This window comes from Luteimonas sp. J29 (assembly GCF_000472505.1).
In the GTDB taxonomy this organism is placed as follows: Bacteria; Pseudomonadota; Gammaproteobacteria; order Xanthomonadales; family Xanthomonadaceae; genus Luteimonas.
In genome coordinates this window covers 46729-68654 of record NZ_AWZR01000014.1, presented here as the reverse complement: position 1 = coordinate 68654, position 21926 = coordinate 46729, and the positions used below count along the sequence as shown (strand labels likewise).

At 71.9% G+C, this 21926-nt stretch carries 19 protein-coding genes; 9 read left to right on the top strand and 10 right to left on the bottom strand.

Annotated features, from left to right (window positions below):
• The 6 genes from LUTJ29_RS0114230 to LUTJ29_RS0114205 form a co-directional block, all read left to right on the top strand.
• Positions 1-211, top strand: a 211-nt coding sequence (locus LUTJ29_RS0114230; RefSeq protein WP_156911581.1) for an integrase core domain-containing protein, incomplete at its 5' end; no start/stop codon positions are given.
• Positions 212-388: 177 nt separating this feature from the next.
• The gene (locus LUTJ29_RS0114225) at positions 389-2902 is read left to right on the top strand and encodes an EAL domain-containing protein (RefSeq protein WP_232221227.1); all 2514 of its coding nucleotides are present in this window, start codon (positions 389-391) and stop codon (positions 2900-2902) included.
• A gap of 235 nt (positions 2903-3137) precedes the next feature.
• Entirely contained in the window at positions 3138-3431 is a 294-nt protein-coding gene (locus tag LUTJ29_RS0114220) for a hypothetical protein (protein WP_027073090.1), read from the top strand.
• Between the two features lie 158 nt (positions 3432-3589).
• The gene (locus LUTJ29_RS17685) at positions 3590-3901 is read left to right on the top strand and encodes an SdpI family protein (RefSeq protein WP_043741587.1); all 312 of its coding nucleotides are present in this window, start codon (positions 3590-3592) and stop codon (positions 3899-3901) included.
• Between the two features lie 121 nt (positions 3902-4022).
• The gene (locus LUTJ29_RS0114210; RefSeq protein ID WP_051323050.1) at positions 4023-5351 is read left to right on the top strand and encodes a PQQ-dependent sugar dehydrogenase; all 1329 of its coding nucleotides are present in this window, start codon (positions 4023-4025) and stop codon (positions 5349-5351) included.
• A 94-nt stretch (positions 5352-5445) separates the two neighbouring features.
• Positions 5446-6525, top strand: coding sequence for a DUF2235 domain-containing protein (locus LUTJ29_RS0114205; RefSeq protein ID WP_027073088.1), 1080 nt, complete (start codon positions 5446-5448; stop codon positions 6523-6525).
• Between the two features lie 12 nt (positions 6526-6537).
• Here LUTJ29_RS0114205 and LUTJ29_RS0114200 read toward each other — a convergent pair whose 3' ends face one another.
• From LUTJ29_RS0114200 to LUTJ29_RS0114190, 3 genes are all read right to left on the bottom strand, one after another.
• A complete protein-coding gene (locus LUTJ29_RS0114200; RefSeq protein ID WP_043741628.1) occupies positions 6538-7257 on the bottom strand; it encodes an extensin family protein in 720 nt (239 codons plus the stop codon).
• Positions 7258-7755: 498 nt separating this feature from the next.
• On the bottom strand, positions 7756-8100 hold the full coding sequence (locus LUTJ29_RS0114195) for a RidA family protein (RefSeq protein WP_027073086.1): 345 nt from the start codon (positions 8098-8100) through the stop codon (positions 7756-7758).
• A gap of 249 nt (positions 8101-8349) precedes the next feature.
• Positions 8350-10431 carry a M13 family metallopeptidase gene (locus tag LUTJ29_RS0114190; protein WP_084524902.1) on the bottom strand — a complete coding sequence of 694 codons (2082 nt, stop codon included), beginning with the start codon at positions 10429-10431 and terminating at the stop codon, positions 8350-8352.
• Between the two features lie 361 nt (positions 10432-10792).
• Between LUTJ29_RS0114190 and LUTJ29_RS18220 the strand changes: the two genes are divergently transcribed.
• Positions 10793-11149 carry a hypothetical protein gene (locus tag LUTJ29_RS18220; protein ID WP_027073084.1) on the top strand — a complete coding sequence of 119 codons (357 nt, stop codon included), beginning with the start codon at positions 10793-10795 and terminating at the stop codon, positions 11147-11149.
• Positions 11150-11269: 120 nt separating this feature from the next.
• Positions 11270-12229 carry a glutathione S-transferase family protein gene (locus LUTJ29_RS0114180; protein ID WP_027073083.1) on the top strand — a complete coding sequence of 320 codons (960 nt, stop codon included), beginning with the start codon at positions 11270-11272 and terminating at the stop codon, positions 12227-12229.
• A 6-nt stretch (positions 12230-12235) separates the two neighbouring features.
• On the opposite strand, the gene LUTJ29_RS0114175 is transcribed toward LUTJ29_RS0114180, so the two are convergent.
• Positions 12236-12703 (bottom strand): peptidylprolyl isomerase, encoded by a 468-nt coding sequence (locus LUTJ29_RS0114175; RefSeq protein ID WP_027073082.1) that lies wholly within the window; start codon positions 12701-12703, stop codon positions 12236-12238.
• Between the two features lie 200 nt (positions 12704-12903).
• Between LUTJ29_RS0114175 and LUTJ29_RS17675 the strand changes: the two genes are divergently transcribed.
• The gene (locus tag LUTJ29_RS17675) at positions 12904-14031 is read left to right on the top strand and encodes a sensor domain-containing diguanylate cyclase (protein WP_051323049.1); all 1128 of its coding nucleotides are present in this window, start codon (positions 12904-12906) and stop codon (positions 14029-14031) included.
• Here the strand turns inward: LUTJ29_RS17675 and LUTJ29_RS0114165 are convergent.
• The 6 genes from LUTJ29_RS0114165 to LUTJ29_RS0114140 form a co-directional block, all read right to left on the bottom strand.
• Positions 14004-14873, bottom strand: a complete 870-nt coding sequence (locus tag LUTJ29_RS0114165) for an endonuclease/exonuclease/phosphatase family protein (protein ID WP_043741582.1) — start codon at positions 14871-14873, stop codon at positions 14004-14006. The genes LUTJ29_RS17675 and LUTJ29_RS0114165 overlap by 28 nt on opposite strands.
• Positions 14863-16170 carry an acyltransferase family protein gene (locus LUTJ29_RS0114160; RefSeq protein WP_027073080.1) on the bottom strand — a complete coding sequence of 436 codons (1308 nt, stop codon included), beginning with the start codon at positions 16168-16170 and terminating at the stop codon, positions 14863-14865. Before LUTJ29_RS0114160 ends, LUTJ29_RS0114165 begins: the two co-directional genes overlap by 11 nt.
• Before the next feature lie 54 nt (positions 16171-16224).
• Positions 16225-16755 (bottom strand): hypothetical protein, encoded by a 531-nt coding sequence (locus LUTJ29_RS0114155; protein WP_027073079.1) that lies wholly within the window; start codon positions 16753-16755, stop codon positions 16225-16227.
• A 220-nt stretch (positions 16756-16975) separates the two neighbouring features.
• The gene (locus LUTJ29_RS0114150) at positions 16976-18841 is read right to left on the bottom strand and encodes a right-handed parallel beta-helix repeat-containing protein (RefSeq protein ID WP_084524901.1); all 1866 of its coding nucleotides are present in this window, start codon (positions 18839-18841) and stop codon (positions 16976-16978) included.
• Positions 18842-18948: 107 nt separating this feature from the next.
• The gene (locus tag LUTJ29_RS18485) at positions 18949-21474 is read right to left on the bottom strand and encodes a diguanylate cyclase (RefSeq protein WP_198012696.1); all 2526 of its coding nucleotides are present in this window, start codon (positions 21472-21474) and stop codon (positions 18949-18951) included.
• A 15-nt stretch (positions 21475-21489) separates the two neighbouring features.
• The gene (locus LUTJ29_RS0114140) at positions 21490-21708 is read right to left on the bottom strand and encodes a hypothetical protein (RefSeq protein ID WP_027073077.1); all 219 of its coding nucleotides are present in this window, start codon (positions 21706-21708) and stop codon (positions 21490-21492) included.
• Positions 21709-21926 lie beyond the last annotated feature (218 nt).

Below are 21926 nucleotides of genomic sequence, written 5' to 3'. Positions count from 1 at the left end.
GTTCGTCGAGAGCTTCAACGGCAAGCTTCGGGACGAGCTTCTGAACCGGGAATGGTTCCGCAGCCGCGCCGAAGCGAAGGTGCTGATCGAACGCTGGCGGCAGTTCTACAACGAGCAGCGGCCGCACAGCGCCCATGGCTACAAACCCCCGGCGACCGTTCGCCGGAACTGGTCGGAACCCGATACCATTCACCCCGGACTCACTGCCTGATCGGCTACAAGTTCCATACTCAGGTCAGCCCAGTGCATGCACGGGTGCGACCAGGATTCGCGCCGCCGGCCCCCGGCCCGCCGCCAGATTGGAGTCGCTTGCATGCCCCGCTCCTCCGCCAGCCAGTCCGGGTCCGTCCCGCAGCTGGAACCAAGTAGGGACATACCCGGCGAGGCGATGGCGTTCGCGGAATTCGCTCCCGACGGAACACTGGCCTGCGCCAATGCCCGGTTCCAGGCCCTGCTGGGCCTGGCGCCGGCGCAGGTGGGGACCTTGCGGCATGCCCAGCTGTGCCCCGAAGGGCTGGCGGGGAGCCCGTCCTGCGAGGCCATGTGGCAGTCGCTGTGCGCGGGACACGAGTTCTCGGGCGTGGTCGAGCGGGTGCGCAGCGACGGCAGCTCCTGCTGGCTGGAGGTGGTCTATGCGCCCTTGCGCGACAGCGAGGGGGCCGTCACCCGCATCCTGATGGTGGCCACCGACGTCGCCGCGGGCAAGCCGACCGGACCGGCCCGCCAGGACCAGCTGTGGCGCCTGTCGCTGGTGGCCGACACCACCGACGCGGCGATCGTGATCACCGACGCGAAATCCCGGGTGATCTACAGCAACGCCGGCTTCCATCGCATGTTCGGCTGGACCCTGCGCGAGATGCAGGGCCAGAAGATGCTGGAACTGCTGGTGCGGCAGTCGCCGGTCGACCTGTTCGAGCGCATCCGCGGCGACCTGCGCCAGGGCCGGCCCGCGGAACTCGAGGAAGTGGTGACCGGCAAGGGCGGGCGCCGCTACTGGAGCAAGATCATCTGCAATCCGGTCATGGATGCCGATGGCCAGTGGGCCTACACGGTGTCGGTGCTGCTGGACATCACCAAGACCAAGATCCACGAGGTGCTGCACGACCGCGCCCTGCAGGCCCTGGCGCGCGACCTGCCGCTGATGCAGGTGCTGGACGTGGTGTGCGAGGAAGTCGAGCGCCTGGCGCCGGAGGTCTGCGCCTCGATCCTGCAGGTCGACGAGCAGGGACTGATCCACCCCCTGGCCAGTCCCTCCCTGCCCTTCAGCTATTCCTCGCAGCTCGATGGCGTGGAGATCGGCCCGAACGTGGGCTCGTGCGGCACCGCCGCCTGGCGCAAGTCCCCGGTGCTGGTCACCGACATCGCGACCGATCCGCTGTGGGCGGACTTCAAGCACCTGATCCTGCCGCTGGGCTTCAACGTGTGCTGGTCCACGCCGATCCTGCAGAAGGACGGCAAGGTGCTGGGCACGTTCGCCTTCTATTACCGCGAGAACGGGCCGTTCGTGGCGTCCCGCTTCCACGAGCAGCTGGTGGAGGCGTGTACCGACCTGTGCGCGCTGGCGATGGAACGCGAGCAGGCGCGCCAGCGCATCCGCGAACTCGCGTTCTACGACGCGCTCACCGGCCTGCCCAACCGCAGCCTGCTCGAGACCCAGGTGGCACAGCTGCTGGAGACCGCGCAGGCGAACGGCCAGCGCGTCGCCGTGGTGTACGTGGACCTGGACCGCTTCAAGCACATCAACGACTCCCTCGGCCACGCCACCGGCGATGCGCTGCTGCGGGAAGTGGCCGCGCGCATCCGCGAACTGGTGCGCCAGGGCGGCGTGGCCGGGCGCCTGCCGGGCGATGAATTCGTGGTCGCGGCGCCGCTGCGCGCCGACGACGAGATCAACGGACTGATCGAGCGCTGGCAGACCCACCTGATGCAGCCGCTGCGGCTCGCCGGGACCCAGGTGGACCTGAGCGTGGGCATGGGCGTGGCCATGTATCCGCAGGACGCCACGGCGATGGCCAGCCTGCTGCACCGCGCCGAGATGGCCCTGCACCAGGCCAAGGCGGGCGGACCGGGGCGCGTGGGCTTCTTCAGCCCCGAGCTGAGCCGCGCGGCCGAGGAACGCATCGCCCTGGAAAAGGCGCTGCGCGAGGCGCTGCAGACCGGCGGCCTGCAGCTGCACTACCAGCCGCAGGTGGAACTGGCCACCGGACGCCTGCGCGGGCTCGAGGCGCTCGCGCGTTGGCAGCATCCGGAGCTGGGGGCCATCCCGCCGTCCCGCTTCATTCCCCTGGCCGAGGAATGCGGCCTGATGGGCCCGCTGGCCCGCTGGCTGCTGGACGAGGCCTGCCGGCAGCTGGCGCAGTGGCGCCGGGACGGGCTGGCGATCCCGGCGGTGTCGGTGAACCTGTCGGCGTCCAACTTCCACAGCCTGGAACTGCCGGCCCTCGTGGCCCAGGCCCTGGAGCGGCATGGCCTGCAGGCGCCGGACCTGGTGGTGGAACTGACCGAGGGCATCCTGCTCGACAGCCACGGCTCGACCCTGCAGACGGTCGAGCGGCTGCATGCCCAGGGCGTGCGCCTGTCGATGGACGATTTCGGCACGGGGTATTCGAGCCTGAGCTACCTGCGGCGCCTGCCCATCTCCGAGCTCAAGCTGGACCGCAGTTTCGTCGCCGACCTCGAACATGCGCCCACGGCGCGCGCGCTCAGCGCCGCCATCCTCGGCATCGGCACCAGCCTCGGGCTGACGGTGGTCGCCGAAGGCGTGGAGACCGCCGCGCAGAACGGGATCCTGCAGGCCCAGGGCTACCCCGTGGCGCAGGGATACTGGTTCGCCAGGCCCATGGCGCCACCGGAACTGGAGCGCTGGATGGCCACGCAGGCGGCCGCCGTCCCGGCGCCATGACATCCCGGGCGTGGCGAGGTGGTTGATCGATTGTCCATGGAGAGCACCGCATGCGCGTACCGGCGATCCCCTGCCCTGGCGGCGTCGACCGCCTGCATCGCCGCCCGGGGGCATGCCCTCGACCACTTCGGGTTCCCGCACAATTGGAAGAAGGACGGCGAGGCGTGGACGCCGCACCGGGCGGTCAGCCATGGGCCCTGGGGCCGACTCAGCGGGCACCTGAGCGGGAACGCACATGACCTGCGAACACCTCATCCGCCTCGAGCAGGCCATCGCCGCGGCCGGCATCGAGGAGACCTTCCGCGGCACGCCCTGGTCGAAGGACTGCCGGGAATGGGTGTACTTCGACTGCATCCTGCCCGCCGACGCCATCCGCGAGGCGTTCGCGCTGGCCGACTGCGTCCGCGACCATGCGCACCTGGGGACGCACGACGGGCAGGAGTCGGGCTTCGTCTGCGACGTCCACAAGGACGCCGTGATGGGACACCATCCCGATGCGCATCCTGGCGCACGGCGGTTCGTTCCCTGAGGGCCGCTGCCCGGTGGCCCTGCCCGCGGCTCCGCCATGAGGCCGCATGGTGCGGGATGGGGACGGTGGGAGCGGCCAAGGTGGCGGGCGTGGCGGCCGCGGTTGCAGGCGGTCGGGGATGGAGCCGCTCCTGCAGCGGCGTGGATCGAGGAGGTGCGATGGAAGTCCGGTTCTTCGTGATCGCGGCGTGCGTGCTCATTGCCGTGCTCAGCGTCCCGCTGGTCCTGCGCCGGGTACCGCCCAATGCGCTGTACGGGTTCCGCACGCCGCTGACCCGGTCCAGCCCGGAGATCTGGTATCCGGCCAACGCGTACGCGGGCAAGGCACTGCTGGCGGCGGCCGCGGTCGCGGGCGTCGCGACCTGGCTGCTGCCTGCCGACGCGGCCGACTGGATGCCGGTCGCGCTGCTCGTGGCGGGCGTGGTGGTGGCGACCGTGGCCGCATTCCTGCACCTGCAGAATTACCGCTGAGCGGCGTGGGGGCCGCGGCGCTCCCGGCTCACGTGGCGATAACGGGGCCCGGGTTACTGGAAGCATCGGGGCGGGCATGGCGCTCGCGCGCGGCCTCCCTTCCCCCGACCCGGAGCCACGGATGCGCATCTCCCTCGCCAGCCTCGCCCTTGCGTTCCTGCTGGTCGCCGGTTGCGACGACGACGTGGAAGACGCGCCGGCGAAGACCGCCGCCAGCGAGGCGACGGCCACGGCCGCCGCACCGCCGCCGATCCTGTCCACGCGCCGCGCCGCGCCACCGGTGCGTGCCGGAGATTCCGCGCCGGCCGCGATGACGCCGGCGGCCCGGGCGCCCGCCGGGGCCACGAGCCGTGCCGCCGACGTCGAGCGCGGGACCGGCGGGCCCGGCCCGCGGCGCCGCGTGGTCGAGCCCGATCCGCCCTTCGTCCGCACGCCGGTGGCCACGTTCAACCAGCCCTGGGCGATGACCTTCCTGCCCGACGGGCGGGCGCTGGTGACCGAGAAGGCAGGCCAGCTGAAGCTGGTGGACGTGCGGACCGGCAGCATCGGCACCGTCAGCGGCGTGCCCGCGGTCGCGGTCGGCGGCCAGGGCGGCCTGGGCGACGTGATCCTGCACCCGAACTTCGCCGGCAATCGTCGCATCTACCTCAGCTACATCGAGCGCAGCGGCTCGAACTACGGCGCGGTGGTGGTGCATGCGCGGCTGGAGCTGGACACGGCCGGCGGCGGCCACCTGTCGCAGGTCACGCGGGTCTGGGAACAGGTGCCGAAGGTGACCGGCCAGGGGCACTTCAGCCACCGGCTGGCGTTCGACGCGTCCGGCAAGCTCTGGATCACCTCCGGCGACCGGCAGAAGTTCGACCCGGCCCAGGACATGGGCACCAACCTGGGCAAGATCATCCGCCTCGATGAGGATGGCAGCGTGCCGGCCGACAATCCCTTCTTCGCGCAGGGCGGCGTCGCCGCGCAGGTGTGGACCCTGGGCCACCGCAACATGCTCGGCATCGCCTTCGACGCCCAGGGCCGGCTGTGGGTGCACGAGATGGGGCCGGAGGGCGGCGACGAGCTCAACCTGATCCTGCGCGGGCGCAACTACGGCTGGCCGCTGGTCTCCAACGGCAACCACTACGGCGGCGCGCCGATCCCGGGCCACAGCACGCGACCCGACCTGGAGGCGCCCAAGGCCTGGTGGACGCCGGTGATCGCTCCGTCCGGGATGATCATCTACTCCGGCGACCTGTTCCCGACCTTCCGCGGCCAGGCGTTCATCGGCGGCCTCGCCTCGCAGGCGCTGATCCGGGTGCGGTTCGACGGCACGAACGCCACCGAGCACCGCCGCTATCCCATGGGCCAGCGCATCCGCGAGGTCGAACAGGGGCCGGACGGCGCGATCTGGCTGCTGGAAGACGCCAACCCGGGGCGCCTGCTGAAACTCACGCCCCCCGCCTGACCCGGGTGCGCGACCGGCGCGGCTGTCCGCCTTCGCCCGTCCGCAGCGTAGTCCGGTGCAACGGCGCCCCCGCGCCGCTGCCCCCATGGACGACATGAAACGGATCGCGATCTTCTGCGACGGCACCTGGAACAGCGCGGACCAGGAGAAGAACGGGGAGCCCTGCCCCACCAACGTGATCAAGCTGGCGCTGCGCACCGCGCGCCGCGCCGGGACGATGCCGCAGCTGGTGTTCTACGACCAGGGCGTGGGCACCGGCGGCTCGCTCGACAAGCTCACCGGCGGCGCCTTCGGCCGCGGCCTGGACGACAACCTCTACGAGGCCTACCGCTTCCTGGTGCTCAACTACGAGCCCGGCGACGAGCTGTTCCTGTTCGGCTTCAGCCGCGGCGCCTACACCGCGCGCAGCCTCGCCGGCATGATCCGCAAGTGCGGCATCCTGCGGCTGCGGCATGCGCGGCGCTACCGGGAAGCGATCTCGCTGTACTGCGACGACCACCACCCCGACGACGGCCCGGCGCAGGCCTTCCGCAAGGAGTGCTCGGTGACCGGGAACGAACCGGTCCCGATCCGCTTCATGGGCGTGTGGGACACGGTCGGCGCGCTCGGCATCCCGGTGCGCGGCCTGCGCTCGCTCACCGCGCACAAGTACAAGTTCCACGACGTCGAGCTGAGCGGCATCGTGCAGCACGCGTGCCACGCACTGGCCATCGACGAACGGCGGGCGCCGTTCGAGCCTGCGATCTGGGCCTACCAGCCCAAGGATGGACAGGTGGTCGAACAGGTCTGGTTCTGCGGCGTGCACAGCGACATCGGCGGCGGCTATCCACCGCAGGAATCGGGCCTGTCGGACATCGCCCTGGAGTGGATGCGCGGTCGGGCCCGGGTGGCGGGGCTGGCGATCGACGCCGAGGTCGACGCCACCCATGCGCTCAACCCGGACCCCATGGCGACGCCGCACGATTCGAAGACGGGGCTGTACCGGCTGACGCCCGGCAAGGACCGCGTGATCGGCGTGGTGAACACGCCGGAGGGCAAGACGGCCACCGGGCGCGATCCCACCCAGTCGCTGCATCCGAGCGTGCTCAGGCGCTGGGACGAGGATCCCCGCTACCGGCCCGACAACCTGCGCGCCTACCTGCGCATGATCGGCGATCCGCGCGCCGACGCCTGAGCCCCGCCGGGCTCAGCGGCACAGGCGTCCGCCGCCGCGATCGACGTGGAAGTGATCGGCGTGGGCGTCGTTGTAGTCGGGGCCGAGCACGACGTCGAACCAGTCGCAGGCGCCGTCGCGCGCCGCGCGCAGGAACGCCGCTTCGGGTGCGGAGGCATCGTCGCCCGCTGCCCAGTCGCCCAGCACGCGCACCCGGCGACCGTCCTCGAGCACGAAGCCGGCGATGTCGAACGCGTCGGCCGTGGCGTGGCGGCTGCGCCGGCCGCCCTCGCGGCCGTAGAGGTTGCGGCAGGAGTACGAGCCGAAGTGTTCGATCCGCGCCACCGGACTGCCCAGGTGCGTGGTCGCCGCCTGCTGCAGCGCGTGGCGTTCCCACATCGCCAGCGCCAGCGCACTGCGGCAGCTCAGGGCGAAGGGTTCGCCCACCGCCACGCTGGTGCGCGCGATGCGGAAGGCGTTGTCGAAGCCGCAGCCGTCGCCGGTGACCCGGTCCTCCAGCGGCGTCGCGCCGAGCGCGGCCCGGGCCAGCGCCGCGCGGCAGGCGTCGCGGTCGCCGGCGGTGCGATCGAGCTTGAAGCGCGTGAGCAGGTTCGGCGCCTCGTCGATGCGCAGCGGCGCCCACGGATTCCAGCGCTCGGGCACGCGCAGCGCGCCCGACCACAGCGCCCAGGTGGCGAGCGCGACCAGCAGCAGTAACAGCAGGCCGCCAAGGCGGCGCGGTTGGGCCTCCATGGCGCGCAGTGTGGCGGGGCGCGGACGAAGCGCGCGTGAGTGCCAGGTGCGCGCGCCCTGGAAGTCGCGGCCGAAGCCGCTCCTGCAGGAGGTGCGCATGTAGGAGCGGCTTCAGCCGCGACCCGCGGGCTCAATCGTTCGACAGCGTCGGTCGGGCGCGGCAGGGCGACGCGGCTCCTCCCCCGCTTGCGGCGGGTCGGATGGGCGCAGGATCAGCCGCGCCGGACGTCGCCCCCACCCCGGCCCTCCCCCGCAAGCGGGGGAGGGAGACATCGGCTTCGTGGGACGAACGGATGTCAGCGGAACGACGAAGCGGACACGGTGACGCGGCTGGACGGCAGCACGCGAGCGCCCCTTCCCCCGCTTGCGGGGGAAGGTTGGGATGGGGGCAGGATCAGCCGCGACGGACGTCGCCCCCACCGCGGCCCTCCCCCGCAAGCGGGGGAGGGAGACATCGGCTTCGTGGAAGGGAGAAAAGCAGCCGGCGGGAAGAAGCGATCAGACCGCCGCGGTCACCACGATCTCGACTTTCCATTCCGGCCGGGCGAGCTTCGCTTCGACCGTGGCGCGCGCCGGTGCGTGGCCAGGCTCGACCCAGGCGTCCCAGGCGCGGTTCATGCCGTCGAAGTCGGCGATGTCGGCCAGGAAGATCTGGGCGCGCAGGATCCTGCGCTTGTCGCTGCCGGCCTGGGCCAGCAGGGCGTCGATCGCCGCCAGCACTTCGCGGGTCTGGGTCTCGATGTCGGCGCCGTCGGTCTCGGGCACCTGCCCTGCGAGATAGACCACGCCGTTGTGGATGCAGGCCTCGGACATGCGCGGGCCGGCGTCGATGCGCTGGATCATCGGGGGTTCCTGGGAAACGGAGGACGGAGTGCGAGGCGCCACGATAGGGGAATGCGGGCGGCGGTGGCAGGTGGGCGTGGCTGCGCGGGCGGCGGGCCCGGGGGAAAGGGCGCCCCTCCCCGGCCCTCCCCCGCAAGCGGGGGAGGAAGAGGGACGTGGCGCTCGTGGAGGGAACCGCTTCGGTCAGCCACAACCCCCTCCCCCGCTCGCGGGGGAGGGTTGGGGTGGGGGCATCCCCGCCGCAGCGACTTACCAGATCCGCACCCGCTCCTCGGGCGCGATCCACAGCGGGTCGCCTTCCTTCACCTCGAACGCGTCGTACCAGGCGTCGATGTTGCGCAGCGGCGCGAACGCGCGGATCTGGCCCGGCGAGTGGGTGCCGTTGACCAGCTGCTGGCGCAGCGCGTCGTCGCGCCACAGCGTGCGCCAGACCTGGGCCCAGCCCAGGAAGAAGCGCTGTTCGCCGGTGAAGCCGTCGATCACCGGCGCCTCCGCTCCGTCCAGCGAGCGGCGGTAGGCCTCGAGCGCGATGGTCAGCCCCCCCAGGTCGCCGATGTTCTCGCCCATCGCCACCCGGCCGTTGATGTGCAGGCCCGGCAGCTGCGGGAACTCGTAGGATTCGTACTGCGCACCGAGCTTCGCAGCCTGGGCCTCGAACTTGGTCGCGTCCTCGGCGGTCCACCAGTCGCGCAGCAGGCCCTTGCCGTCGGACTTGCGGCCCTGGTCGTCGAAGCCGTGGATGATCTCGTGGCCGATCACGCCGCCGATGGCGCCGTAGTTCACCGCCGGGTCGGCGTCCGGATCGAAGAACGGCGGCTGCAGGATCGCGGCCGGGAACACGATCTCGTTCTTGACCGGGCTGTAGTAGGCATTGACCGTCTGCGGGGTCATGCCCCACTCGTCCTTGTCCACCGGCTTGCCCAGGCGCGAGCGGCGGTAGTCCCACTCGAACCGGCGGGCGCGCAGCGCGTTGCCGACCAGGTCGCCCGGCACCACCTCGAGGCCGTCGTATTCGCGCCACTTGTCGGGATGGCCGATCTTCAGGCCGAAGCCCTCGAGCTTGGCCCGGGCCTCGGCCTTGGTCTCGGGCGACATCCAGTCCAGCGCCTCCAGGCGCGCGCCCATGGCCAGCTTCACGTTGGCCACCAGCTCGTCCATCTTGGCCTTGGCGTCGGGTGGGAAGTACAGGGCCACGTAGTCGCGGCCGATGGCCTCGCCCATCACGCGCTCGACGAACATCACGCCGCGCTTCCAGCGCTCGCGCGGCTCGGGCTGGCCGGACATGAACTTCTCGCGGAACTCGTAGTACGCGCTGGCGAATCGCGCGGGCAGCATCAGGGCCAGGGAGTCGACCAGTTCGGCCGCCTGCCAGGCCTTGAGGGTGTCGAGGTCGGTCTCGGCGAAGACCGCCGCCATCTTCGGGATCGCGGTGTCCTGGCGGACCACGGCCAGCTCGGCGTGGCCCAGGCCGCTGCCCTCGAAGAAGGCCGCCCACGGGAAGCCCGGGGCCTTGGCCTCGAACTCGGACAGCTTGACCGGGGTGTAGGTCTTGTCGCGGTCGCGGCTTTCGGCGCGGGTCCAGTGGGCCTCCGCGATCCGGGTCTCGAACGCCAGAACCTTCTCCGCGGCGTCCTGCGGGTTGTCCCACCCTGCCAGTTCAAGCAGTTGGGCGACATATTCAAGGTAACGCTCGCGCTGCGGGGCGAAGTTGTCGCGCAGGTACATCTCGCGGTCGCCCAGGCCCAGCCCGGCCTGCGACAGGTACAGCGTGTAGACGTCCGGGTTGCGCTGGTCGTCGGAGACGGTCAGCCGGAACAGGCCGCCGCCGAAGCCGTCGGCGACGCTGGCGCGCACCAGCGCCTCCTTGTCGGCGGCATCGCGCAGCTCGGCGATCAGCGGGCGCAGCGGTGCGTCGCCGCGGGCCTCGATCGCGGCCTCGTCGATGTAGTCCTGGTACAGGGTGGCGACCTTGGCGGCGTCGCCGGTGGACGGATCGTCCTTCGGATAGCTCTCGACCAGGGCCCGCAGGCGCGCCTCGGACAGGTCGCGCAGGACGCGGAAGCTGCCGTAGCTGGACTGGTCGGCCGGGATCTCGGTGGTGCGCGCCCAGTTGCCGCTGGCGTAGGCGAAGAAGTCGTCGCCCGGACGCACGCTGCGGTCCATGCCGTCGACGTCGAAACCCCAGTGGCCGTAGCGCGGCGCCTCGATGGCGCTGTGCTGCGCCGCCTGGCTGGCCTCCCGTTCGCCGGTCGCGGCCGGCTGCCGGCTGCAGGCGGAAACGGACAGCGCCAGCGCCAGGGCGGTCGCGGCGAACAGGAGATTCTTCTTCACAATAGTGCTCCAAACAATTGATTACAGGTTTGATTTGCCGCGCGCGCGGCGTCTGGCGGGCGCCAGCATAGCCGGGAGCATCCGGTCCGGACCCGGGCCAAAGGGCATGGGTGGTTGTGTCCGCCTACCTTTTCGGTCGGCGGGGCGGCCGGTTGCCGTCTCGTCTGGGGCAGCCCGTGAGAGGGGGCGATGGCATGAATGTGGGCGTCGGGCGTCGGGCGGGGGCGGGTGGCGGGGGTCGCGGCTGAAGCCGCTCCTACGGGGTGTGTCGTGGGAGGGGGGACGGTGGCTGCGATGGCGATGCGCTGTTCACGCCGTCGGGGCCATCCTTGCCGACGGACTTCGGGGGAGGTGCGGCAGCATGGCGATCGGACGCCATCCGCTGTGGCTGGCGGCAGGCATGATCGGGCTGGGGGCGGCCGCGCCTGGCGCGAGCGCGCAGGACGCGCCGCTGGTCGACGCGGTCGGCGCCTACCACCACGCGAACGTGATGACCCGGCCGCGACACGACGACGGTGCCGAACCGGCGCGGCAGGCACCGGACAGCGGGCAGACGCCGCAAGGCACCCTCAGCAGGCAGCAGTTCGACGACCTCGTCGCCGGCCTGCGCGCGGAGTACGGTCGCCGGGTCGACCGGGATGGCAAGGCATCCGCCGATGCCTGGCTGCGCCGCGCCGTGGCCGGACTGAAGGAGCGCTACACCCACGTCGCCGACTGACGGTGCCGATGGTTCTCTGCCGCCGCCCTGCCCGTCGCAACGCGCCGTTCCGCGCCCGGCACGCGCGGTCGACGCCCGGCGCGGCACACTGGCGGCACACGCGAACGTCAGGGAACCGAGATGGGCATGCTGGTCGACGGCCGATGGACCCCCCAGGGCAAGGGGCTCACCGACGCCAGGGGACGCCTGCGGCGGCCCGACTCCGCGTTCCGCCACTGGATCACGCCCGATGGCAGCCCGGGCCCGACCGGCGAAGGCGGCTTCCGCGCCGAACCCGGGCGCTACCACCTCTACGTGTCGCGCGCCTGTCCCTGGGCCCACCGCACCACGATCTTCCGCGAGCTCAAGGGCCTGCAGGAGATCGTCGGCCTCTCGGTCACCCACTGGCTGATGGCCGAGGACGGCTGGACCTTCCGCCCCGGCCCCGGCGTCGTGCCCGATCCCCTGTTCGGCGTCGAGACCCTCTGGCAGCTCTACGTGAAGTCGGACCCGGCCTACACCGGCCGCGTCTCCGTGCCGGTGCTGTGGGACAAGGCGCGCGGCTGCATCGTCAGCAACGAATCGGCCGACATCCTGCGCATGTTCAACAGCGCCTTCGACGGGGTCGGCGCGCGCGAGGGCGACTACTCGCCGCCGGAACTGCGCGGGGAGATCGACGCGGTCAACCGGCGCGTCTACGACGGCCTCAACAACGGGGTGTACAAGGCCGGCTTCGCCACCTCCCAGGAGGCCTACGACGAGGCGGTGGCGGTCGTGTTCGAGACCCTGGACTGGCTCGAGCAGCGCCTGTCGGGCCAGCAATGGCTGGTGGGCGGGCGGCTGACCGAGGCCGACTGGCGCCTGTTCACCACCCTGCTCCGCTTCGACGCCGTCTACCACGGGCACTTCAAGTGCAACGTGCGCCGGCTGGTCGACTACCCGGCGCTGTGGGCGTACACCAGGCGCCTGTACGCCCATCCGGCGGTGGCGCCGACGGTCGACTTCGACCACATCCGGCGCCACTACTACCAGAGCCACCGCCACATCAACCCGACCGGGATCGTCCCGGCCGGGCCGTTGCTGGACTTCAGCGGCGGCTGAGGCGGCTCAGCGCTGGGCCACCCGGCCGATCTGCTTCTCTTCCTCGGTGGACTCGCGCACCTCGACCACGCTCACGTCGAAATGCAGGGTCTGCCCGGCCAACGGATGGTTGCCGTCGATGCGCACGCGGTCGCCGTCCACTTCCACCACGGTGACCAGCAGCGGGCCGCGCTCGGTGCGGGCCTCGAACTGCATGCCCGGCTCGACGCGCTCCACGCCCTGGAACGCCTGGCGCGGCAGGTCCTGCACCAGGGCCTCGTTGCGCACGCCGTAGCCCTCCTCGGGGGCGACGTCGACCTGCACCCGGTCGCCCGCCTGGCGCCCGGCCAGCGCCTTCTCGAGGCCCGGGATGATGTTGCCGGCACCATGGAAGTAGTGCAGCGGCCGGCCTTCCGAGGACTGGTCGATGATCCGGCCTTCGTCGTCGGTCAGGGTGTAGTGGATGCTGGCGACGCGCGCAGCACTGATCTCCATGGAGATCCTCCTTGGATGCTTGGGAAAGAGGGGGATGACGTCCGATCTGATGCACCGGGACCACACACGGTGCGTGGACGTGTGTCCACGATACCGGCCGGGCGGCGACGGCGCAAACCGGGCACCGGGCCGGACGCGGCCCTCCAGTGGTTTAACGAACCCGAGGGTTCAGGAATTGCGGACCCGGCCGATACCGGGGCGTGACCAGCCGCACGCCCTCCCTGCCGGACCCGCGATTCGCGACCGTGGCCGAGCGCCGCGCGCGCGACCTGCAGTTCGTGCGCCGGATCCACCGCATGCGGGTGCTGGGCACGCTCCTGTGCACCCTGCCGGTCGCCTCGGTGCTGGAGGAGCGCGGCGCCGGGTGGCCCTTCTGGGCGATCATGGCCCTGAATTCGCTGGTCTGGCCCCTGGTCGCGAACTGCCTGTGCCGCCGTGCCCGCGAGCCGGCCAGGGCCCAGTTCCGCTGCCTGGCGGGCGATGCCGCGGCCTCCGGCGCCTGGTCGGCGGTCCTGGCGCTGGCCATCGGGCCCACGGCCCTGTTCGTCACCATGGCGATCGCCGACAAGGTGGCCGCGGGCGGCTGGCCGCTGGCCAAGCGCACGACCCTGGCCCTGCTGGGTGCCTTCCTCGCGACCTGGGCGTTGCTGGGCTTCCCGTTCCAGCCGCACACCTCCGACCGGACGCTGCTGCTGAGCATCCCGTTCCTGTTCATCTACACGGTGGCGCTGTGCGTGGTGACCAACCGCCTCGGCCAGCGGATCCGGGTGCAGAACCGCGAACTCGAGCGCCGCAACCGCACCGACCCGGCGATGCAGGTCGCCAACCGCCCCTACTTCGAGCAGGTGGCCGGCGAGGCGCTGGCCCGCTTCCAGCGCAGCGGCCAGCCCGCGGCGCTGGTCCTGCTGGACGTGGACCGCTTCAAGCAGATCAACGACCGCCACGGCCATGCGACGGGGGACGCGGTGCTGCAGCGGATCGCCTCACTGCTGCGCGAATGCGTGCGCGAAAGCGACCTGCCCGGGCGCTACGGCGGCGACGAGTTCGCGTTGCTGCTGGTCGACGCCACCCTGGCCCAGGCGCTGGACGTGGCCGAACGCATCCGCCGCGAGACCGCCGCGTTGCGGTTCGACGATGAAGCGGTGTCGTGCACGCTGAGCCTCGGCGTCGCGGCCGCCTCGGCGCGCGACGCCACGCTCGATGCCTGGATGCGCTCGGCCGACGCGGCGCTGTACCGGGCCAAGGCGGCCGGCCGCAATCGCGTGGTCGCCTGGACGCCCGAGGGCGCGGCGCCGGGGGCTCAGTCGAACTCGACCAGCACCGGGTAGTGGTCGGACGGCAGCACGCCGTCGATGGCGTCGTCGATGTGGCGGACGCTGCGCGGACGCAGCCCGCGGTAAAGCACCCAGTCGAGGCGGCGCTCGGCCTGCCCCGAGAACCAGTGGCCGGTGCCTTCCGGGCCGGAGCGGACCGGCGCGCGTTCCCACGCGTCCTCCAGCATCGCGGCCAGGGCCTGGTGCGGCGGGTTGCCCGGGCTGTCGTTGAAATCGCCCACGAGCACCACCGGCACGTCGGCGGGCAGTCCGGCGATGTGGCGCAGGATCAGCGCCGCGCTGCGTTCGCGCGCCCCGGCGTCCTCGTCCCGGTACGGCATGTGGGTGTCGAACAGGTACAGCCGGCGGCCGTCGGCGATGCGTTCGAACAGGCCCCAGGTCACCATGCGCGGGTACTTCGTGCCCCAGGAGATGCTGCCGGGCACGTCGGGCGTGTCCGACAGCCAGAAGTGGCCGGAGTCGATCAGGCGCATCCGTTCGCGGTGGTAGAACACGCCCATGTGCTCGTCGTCGTCCGCGCTGTCGCCGCGGCGGCCGTGGCCGAACCAGGCGTACTGCGGCAGGCGAGCGGTGATGAATTCGCCCTGCTCGCGCAGCAGCTCCTGGGTGCCGATCAGGTCCGGATCGGCGTCGGCGATGACCTGTACCAGCGCGTCGCGGCGCCCCGACCACCGGGCCGGGCCTTCGATGTCGCGCGCCACCAGCACGTTGAACGACATGACCCGCAGCGCCGGCGCAGGCGCCGGTTCCAGGGTCCGGCAGCCGGACAGCATCGCCAGCAGCAGGCAGGCGGCGATCCACCAGTGACGCAGGCGGGCGCAAGGTTCAGTTCGCATGCTCGGACTCCTGCCCGGCGCGCCCACCGCGGGCGCGCAACTGCCAGGACGCGATCATAACTGCCGGCAGCGCGACCACCGCGCCGGGCCACACGCCGCCGACCAGGGCCGCGGCCAGGGCCGCGTAGAGGCAGGCGCCGCCGATCGCGATCGACAGGCCGCGCGTGGTGGCCGGCACGTCGCGCTCGCGGCGCAGTTCGAAGCGGACGACGGCGGCGATCACCGGCGCCACCATCAGCAGGCACAGTGCGATCCAGCATGCGCGGCCCAGCCAGAAGCCGGGTTCGCCCGGCAGCCCGGCGTCGATCGGCAGGCCGATCCGCTCGCCGAGCCACGCCGCCGGCAGCTCGGCCAGCTTGTGCCACAGATAGAGCGGCATGCCGAGCGCGCCCAGCACCGCGATCGCGCGCGCCGGCGCACGAGGGGCGAGCAGGCGGCGCGCCAGCGGCTCGAACGCCAGCACCGCGCCGGCCTGCAGCCACATCACCCCGACCAGGGCCAGGGTTGGAGGCAGCATGTTGTTGCCCGCCAGCGCCACGCCGACCATCGCCACCGGATAGCCGCTGGCCATGGCGAGCACCAGCCACGCCGCGCCGAGCGCGATCAGCGCGATGCCTGCCGACGGCCCGCCGAAGCGCCCGCGTCGCCAGGCGATGCCCAGTTGTTGCGGCAGCAGCCACACCACCAGCATGTTGAGCCACGCGATCCCCGCTGGCCGCCCGGCAACGCGGCTCCCCAGCGTCGCCAGGTCGGCAGGATGGGAGATGCCTGCGCGCAGCACGTCGAGTACCGCGGCCGCCGCGACCAGCGCGAGCACCGCGCCCAGGCCGAAGCGTTCGTCCATGCGCAGGCTCCACGGCAGCAGCGCCTGGACCGTGAGCAGCATCAGCAGGAACCACAGGTGCACGGTGAGCGACTGGTCGAACAGGTCGAGCAACCGGCCGCCCGTCGCGAGCGCGATGATGGCGAGCGCGACGAGCACCGCGAGGTAGGTCACGGTCGGCCGGGCGAGCTGCAGGGCGCGCGCGGCCCACCAGCGCGCAGGTCCGGCGACGCCGACGCGGCGCGCCACGCCTTCGGCGCTGACCGCCGCCGAGACGAACACGAACAGCGGCACCACCTGCACCAGCCAGGTGAGCATGGCCGCGTTGTCCCAGGTCGCCAGCAGGTGCTCGGTCTGCGCCAGGCGGCCGTCGTGCAGGCGCGGCAGGGTCGCGATCCAGTGCCCGAGCACCACCACCAGCAGCGCGCCGGCGCGCAGCGCGTCGGGATACGGATCACGCTGTGGCGACGACATCGGCGCTCCTGCCCGGGGACCGGCGCATGGTAGCCCGCGGGCGCCGGATGCGCCTCAGAGCGTGCGGGTGACCTCGCCGCCGCGCGCGCGCAGGAAATCCGCCGCGTGCGCGTTCTGTTCCGCCGACAGCGCGTGCACCACCACCGTGGATCGACCGGCCTGCATCGCGTCGCGGGTCGCGTGGACGTAGCGGTCGTGGTCGGGCCGCAGCGACACCAGTCCACCCAGCAGCAGCCCGGCGACGGTGCCGAAGAACAGCAGCGCCAGCGCGGCGGCGACCGGCGACTGGACGACGAAGGGGACCCCGGACAGGTACAACAGCGCGAATGCGACGAGGGCGAGCGCGGCGCCGGCGAGGCCGAGGCGCAGGTGGGCGCGCAGGATGGTGCGCCAGATGCCGCCGCCTTCGGGTTCGAGCCGGATGGCGACGTCGGCCGAGCCCGGCGTCACCACCTTGACCTGGGCCTTGGCCAGGCCGGTGTCGCGGCACAGCGCGTCGGCGGCGGCGCGCGCCGCCCGGGCGTCGGGAAACACGGCGGCCAGCTTGTGGTTCGAGACCTCCGCGGTCACAGGCACGTCGGACATGGCAGGCTCCAGTCGCGTTCGCCGCCATCCTCGTCCCCGCGGTGTCGCACGGGCGTGACGTGCGCGCCATGTCCGGGCGGAGTGTGGAATCGATGCCGGCGCTTGCCCCCACCCCGTCCCTCCCCCGCTCGCGGGGGAGGGCGATCATTTGCAGGGAGTCGGGCGGCGCTTTTCCCTTCCCCGAACGCGCGAAACGGGGACAGGAGGCAGCGTGGCGACGCTACTCCGCTGCCGCCGGATACGCGCCGGGAAGTGCGTCGCCGCTCCAGCCGAGGACCTGGGCCGCTTCCTCCGGCACGGGCGCGGGATGCACGCCTTCGGGGACATGCGCCAGGTCGAAGCGCCGCAGTTCGATGCTGCGGAACGGCGAGCCGTGGCCGGAGGTGATCGCCACGCCGTTCGCCTCCAGCTTCGTCGCCCTGCGGAACGCGTCGAGGTCCGCGTAGCCGGCCTGGCAGTCCGTGCCGCCGCGCACGGGGCCCCAGCCGACGAGCGGTTCGTCGCTGGCGCCGCGCACGTACACGTTGTCGTCCACGCGGGTGGCCATGGGCCGGGTCAGGCGGCCACACAGCGCCGGCGCCTGCCTGAATTCCAGCAGCGGTCCGTCGACGCCCTCCCCCGCCACCAGCAGGTTGCGCTCGAACACGTGGCCTTCGCGCTCGTCCACGTCCGGCCCGGTGGCCGGATGCCAGGCGAACAGGTCGCCGGTGGCGCTGCGGCCGTCGCGGTCGAACAGCACCGGCGAGTTGTAGAAGGTGTTGTGGTACACGCGCGCATTCGAGCTGTTGAGCACGCGGATGCCCTGCGCGTTGTCCACGAACACGTTGCCCGCGGCCACCACGCCCTTGGAGATCTCGAAGAAGAACCCGATCTGGGTGCCTTCGACGTAGTTGTCGACGAACACCCCGTCGACGTTGCCCACGTCGTACCACACGCCGTTGGAATGCGGGTGGTCGATGATCAGGTTGTCGCGCACCACCACGTCGTAGGACTGGTTGAAGATCTTCACCGCCGCCGGATAGTAGCCCGTCAGCCGCTCGACGTTGTTGCGACGGACGATGTTGCGCTCCAGCAGCGAACCCGACGAGCCGATCAGGTAGATGCCCTCGGTCCCGGTGTCGCTGATCAGCGAGTTGCGGATGGTGAGGTTGTCGCCGCGGAAGTAGCCGGCCACGCGCGAGGTGTGGGTAATGGTCACGTGCTCGAGCGTGGTGCCCACCACCTGCTTGCCGTGCTCGCTGCGCGGCGAGATGCCCACCGGGTCGTCGGTGGGCTCGTCGTTCGGGCCGGTCGAGGGCTTGCGGTCCTCGATGTCGATGGCGCGGAACGCGTACTGGGTGAAGGTCAGGCCGCGGATGGTCGGGCCCTTGCCGTCGGACGGCTTGCCGTGCACCTCGCGCGAGGGGCGGTGCAGCGCGATGTCGTGCGCGGTGATCTCGATCTCGTGCTCCGCCGGGTCGACGCCGACGTACACGTAGCCGTTGTCGTAGTCGATGTAATAGCCGTCCTCGCCCAGTTCGCCGGGCCAGCCCTGCGACAGCAGCGGACGGCCGTCGACGAAGACCATGTCGTTGTTGAAGCGGTGCAGCGGGGTGCGCATGCCCTCGCGCTCGACCCGCCACCAGGCCAGCGGCCGCGCCGGGAACAGGCGGTCCCACTTCGTCCGCCACACGTTGTCGCGCAGCGCCTCCCACTGCGTGGCCACGCGCGTGCCCTTGAGCACCGGGACCTCGTCGAGGTAGGGCTGCATGGTGATGCCCTGGTTGAGCTGCAGGCCGCCGGTGCGGTAGGTGCCGCCGCGCAGCACGATGGTGTCGCCGGTGACCACGCGGGCGATCGCCGATTCGATCGTGGTCGGCCGCTGCAGGCTGCTGCCCTCCGCCGCGGGATCGCCGTCGGGCGCGACGAAGTACACCCTGCCCTCCTGCGGCACTTCGTAGCGTTGCGGGATGGGGCCGTAGGGTCCGCCGGATGGCGCCGCCTGCGCGGTGAAGGCCAGGACGGCGGCGAGGACGAACAGTGCGGACCGCCGCAGCGACGGCCGGCGGAAACGGAGCGCGCGCGGGGCGCTGGACGGCTTGGGCATGGATCCTCCCGGATGGCGGCGGTGCGACGCTCGCAGGCGTCGTTCGTGTTAGCGCTACCAGAAAGGTAGCATCGCCGCGCGCGGAAGGCGATCCGCCCTGGCGTCGATCAACCGGCGACCACGCGCCCGCCGGCCAGGTCCGCGTCTTCCAGCGGCTGCAGATCGCCCAGCGGGGGAATCACCAGCGTGGTGTACTCCTCGTAGTGCGCGTCCGGCAGATCGCGCAGCGCCACGCGTTCGATCCGCGGGGCCTCGATCGGCAGCCGCGCCGCTTCGTACAGGATCACCTCGTGCCCGGGCGGATACCACTGCAGCAGCCGGTCCACCAGCGCCTGCAGGCCCTCGCGGTCGGCGTGGAAGCGGCTGCAGGTCAGGTCCCCGGCCAGCGCCACCTGCCACAGCAGCACCAGCCCGGCGGTGTCGGGCACGCGGCCGTAGTACAGGAAGTGGGTGGCTTCCATCGAATGCACGCCGCGCCGGCCCGGGTCGATGCCCAGGTCGGCGTACAGGCAGGCCTCGGCCGAGATGCCCGGCTCCATGCGCGCGCGGATGCCCTCGGCGCGGGCCTTGCGGATCACCGCGTGCGGCACGTCGGCGAACACGCCCGGGTGGCCGTAGAACACCGCGCACACGCGCTTGCCGGCGCGCACCGGCGCCATGATCGCCTCGTCGATCTCGCGGTAGGTGACGCGGCGGTCCTTGCCCTCGGCGTAGTAGGCACCGAGGTTCACCGCGTCCGGACGCAGGCCCTGGACCATCGCCAGCGAGAACGGGTCGGTGAGGCAGAACACCACCTGGGCCTCGCGGATCTCGGACAGGCAGCGCTCGCTGATGTGGCGGCCGAACTCGATCCCGCTGCCCACGACGACGAGGCCGCCGCCGCCGTCCCTGCCCGACGGCGGCTCGCTGGCGCGCACGGTGCGGTCGCGGCCGGCGTACTTGGCCCGGTACAGCGACTGGTCGGCCTCGTGCACCAGGTGTTCGAGCGTGCCCGTGGCCTCGCTGTCCTGGCACACGCCGGCGCTGATGCTGAAGCGCACGGTCTGGCCGAACACGTTGACCGCGTCGATCCGCGCACGCAGCCGGTCGAGCAGTTCGCCCGCCTCCTCCTCGGTCGCCTCGAGCAGGATCGTGAACTCGTCGCCGCCGCTGCGCCCGGCGATGCCGCGTCCGTCGACCACATCGGCGATCCAGCCTCCCAGGGCGCGCAGCGCCTCGTCGCCCGCGGCGTGGCCGTAGCGGTCGTTGACCTCCTTGAACCAGTCGATGTCGAGCACGATGGCCGAGAAAGGCCGCCCCAGCCGGCGCGCCCGCTCGAAGGCTTCCTGCCCGCGCTGGCGCACCTGCTGGTAGTTCAGCAGGCCGGTCAGGCTGTCGTGCTGCGATTCGAGGCGGTAGCGGCGGCGCTCCTGGAAGGACCGCCGCAACAGCAGCACCAGCAGCAGCGCCGTGGCCAGCAGAGCGACCAGCCCGGCCGCGAGCAGCCACTGCCAGCGGCGGGTCGCGGTGACCTGCAGCGCGGCGAGCTCCTTTTCGGCCTCCAGCAGCGCGATCTGCTGCTCCTTGACGCGGGTGTCGAACTCGACCTGGAGGTAGGCCAGCTGGCGCTCGCGCGCGGCGCGCTCGGCGGCCTCCGACGCGGCCGCCGCCGCCTTCAGGTGGCGCACCGCCTGCACCGGATCGCCGCGCCGCTCGGCGAGTTCGGCCAGCTTGCGCTCGGACTCGGCCACCGCCATCTGCGAGTTGCGCGCACGGTAGTAGCGCAGTGCCCCCGCCAGCAGGTCGTGCGCGTGGTCGAATTCGCGGCCGCTGGCGATCAGGCACTCGGCCAGCACCAGGCGCGCGCTCCACGCGCCCGCCTCGAAGCCGGCGGCCTCGAATTCCGCCAGCGACTGCATCGCCCACGACAGCGCTTCGTCCGTCTTGCCCTGCGCGGCGAGCATCTTGCCCACGCCGTAGCGGGCATTGGCGGCGTAGATCCGGTCGCCGGCCGCGTCGCAGGCTTCCATCTGCCGCCGCCGGATTCGGCCGGACTCGGCGTGGTTCTCGGCCAGCTCCTCGGCCAGCGCGAGGTCGGACAGGGCATGGCAGACGGCGCGACGGTCGTCGCCGCCCTCCACCATCGCCAGCCCGCGCAAGGCCAGTTCCCGCGCCTTGCCGGTCTCGCCCACCAGCGAATGCAGGTAGCTGGCCATCCCCAGCACCCGCGCCGCGTCGTCGGGGGCCTCGGTCACGTAGGCCAGGGCCTCGCCCAGCCAGGTGAACGCGGTGGTCCAGTCCTCGAGGTTGGCGGCGACGCTGGACCCGGTGGCGAACGCCTTCACCTTGAGGCTGGGCGGCATCTCCTCGCGGAGCAGCTCGGCGAAGCCTTCGACCGCCTCCTCGAGGCGGCCGGCGATGCCCAGGTTGCGCAGGCGCACGTACTCCAGCCGCTGGCGCTGCGTCGGGGTGAGCTCGTCGAGCCGGTCCGCCAGCGCCTGGATGCGTTCGTCGGATTCGCGCCAGTGCTCGGCGAAGTTGAGCCGCTCGATCTCGCGCAGCTCCGGTTCCAGGGCCTCGTTGCCCGTCGCCGGCGCGGCCAGCAGCGCCAGCAGCAGCAGGACTGACCAGCGCCGGCCCATCCAATGGCCCACAACGACCCCTCGTGGCTAGTCTTCGTAAGTGCGGATCAGGTGGTTGGTGGCGAACCTGCCGTCGGCCAGGCCGGTGAGGCGCTTGATCGCCTCGTAGTCCTTCTCGAGCATCGCCCTCCGCTCTTCCTCGTTCAGGCCCGCGCGCAGCAGGACCGCTTCCGGGTTCTTTTCGTACTCGGCGGCCAGGCCCGCATCGCTGCCCAGCTTGCGCATGAGTTCAAGCAGTTTGGACATCGTCTTCCCCAAGGAGTCCGCGAAACCGCCCCGGCGGCGGCAGCGGCGCGCGCCCGGCGCCGACCGTGTCGTGGCCTCGCCCCCGCCGTGCCCGGAAACCGGGTGCGCATGGCCCGGACATTACCACACGCTGCCGTCCGGTCGCTCTCCGGGATTGCCCGGCCATCGGCGACGCCGGCGCCTGCACCACGCATGGACGGGACCCGCCGGCGGCGCGC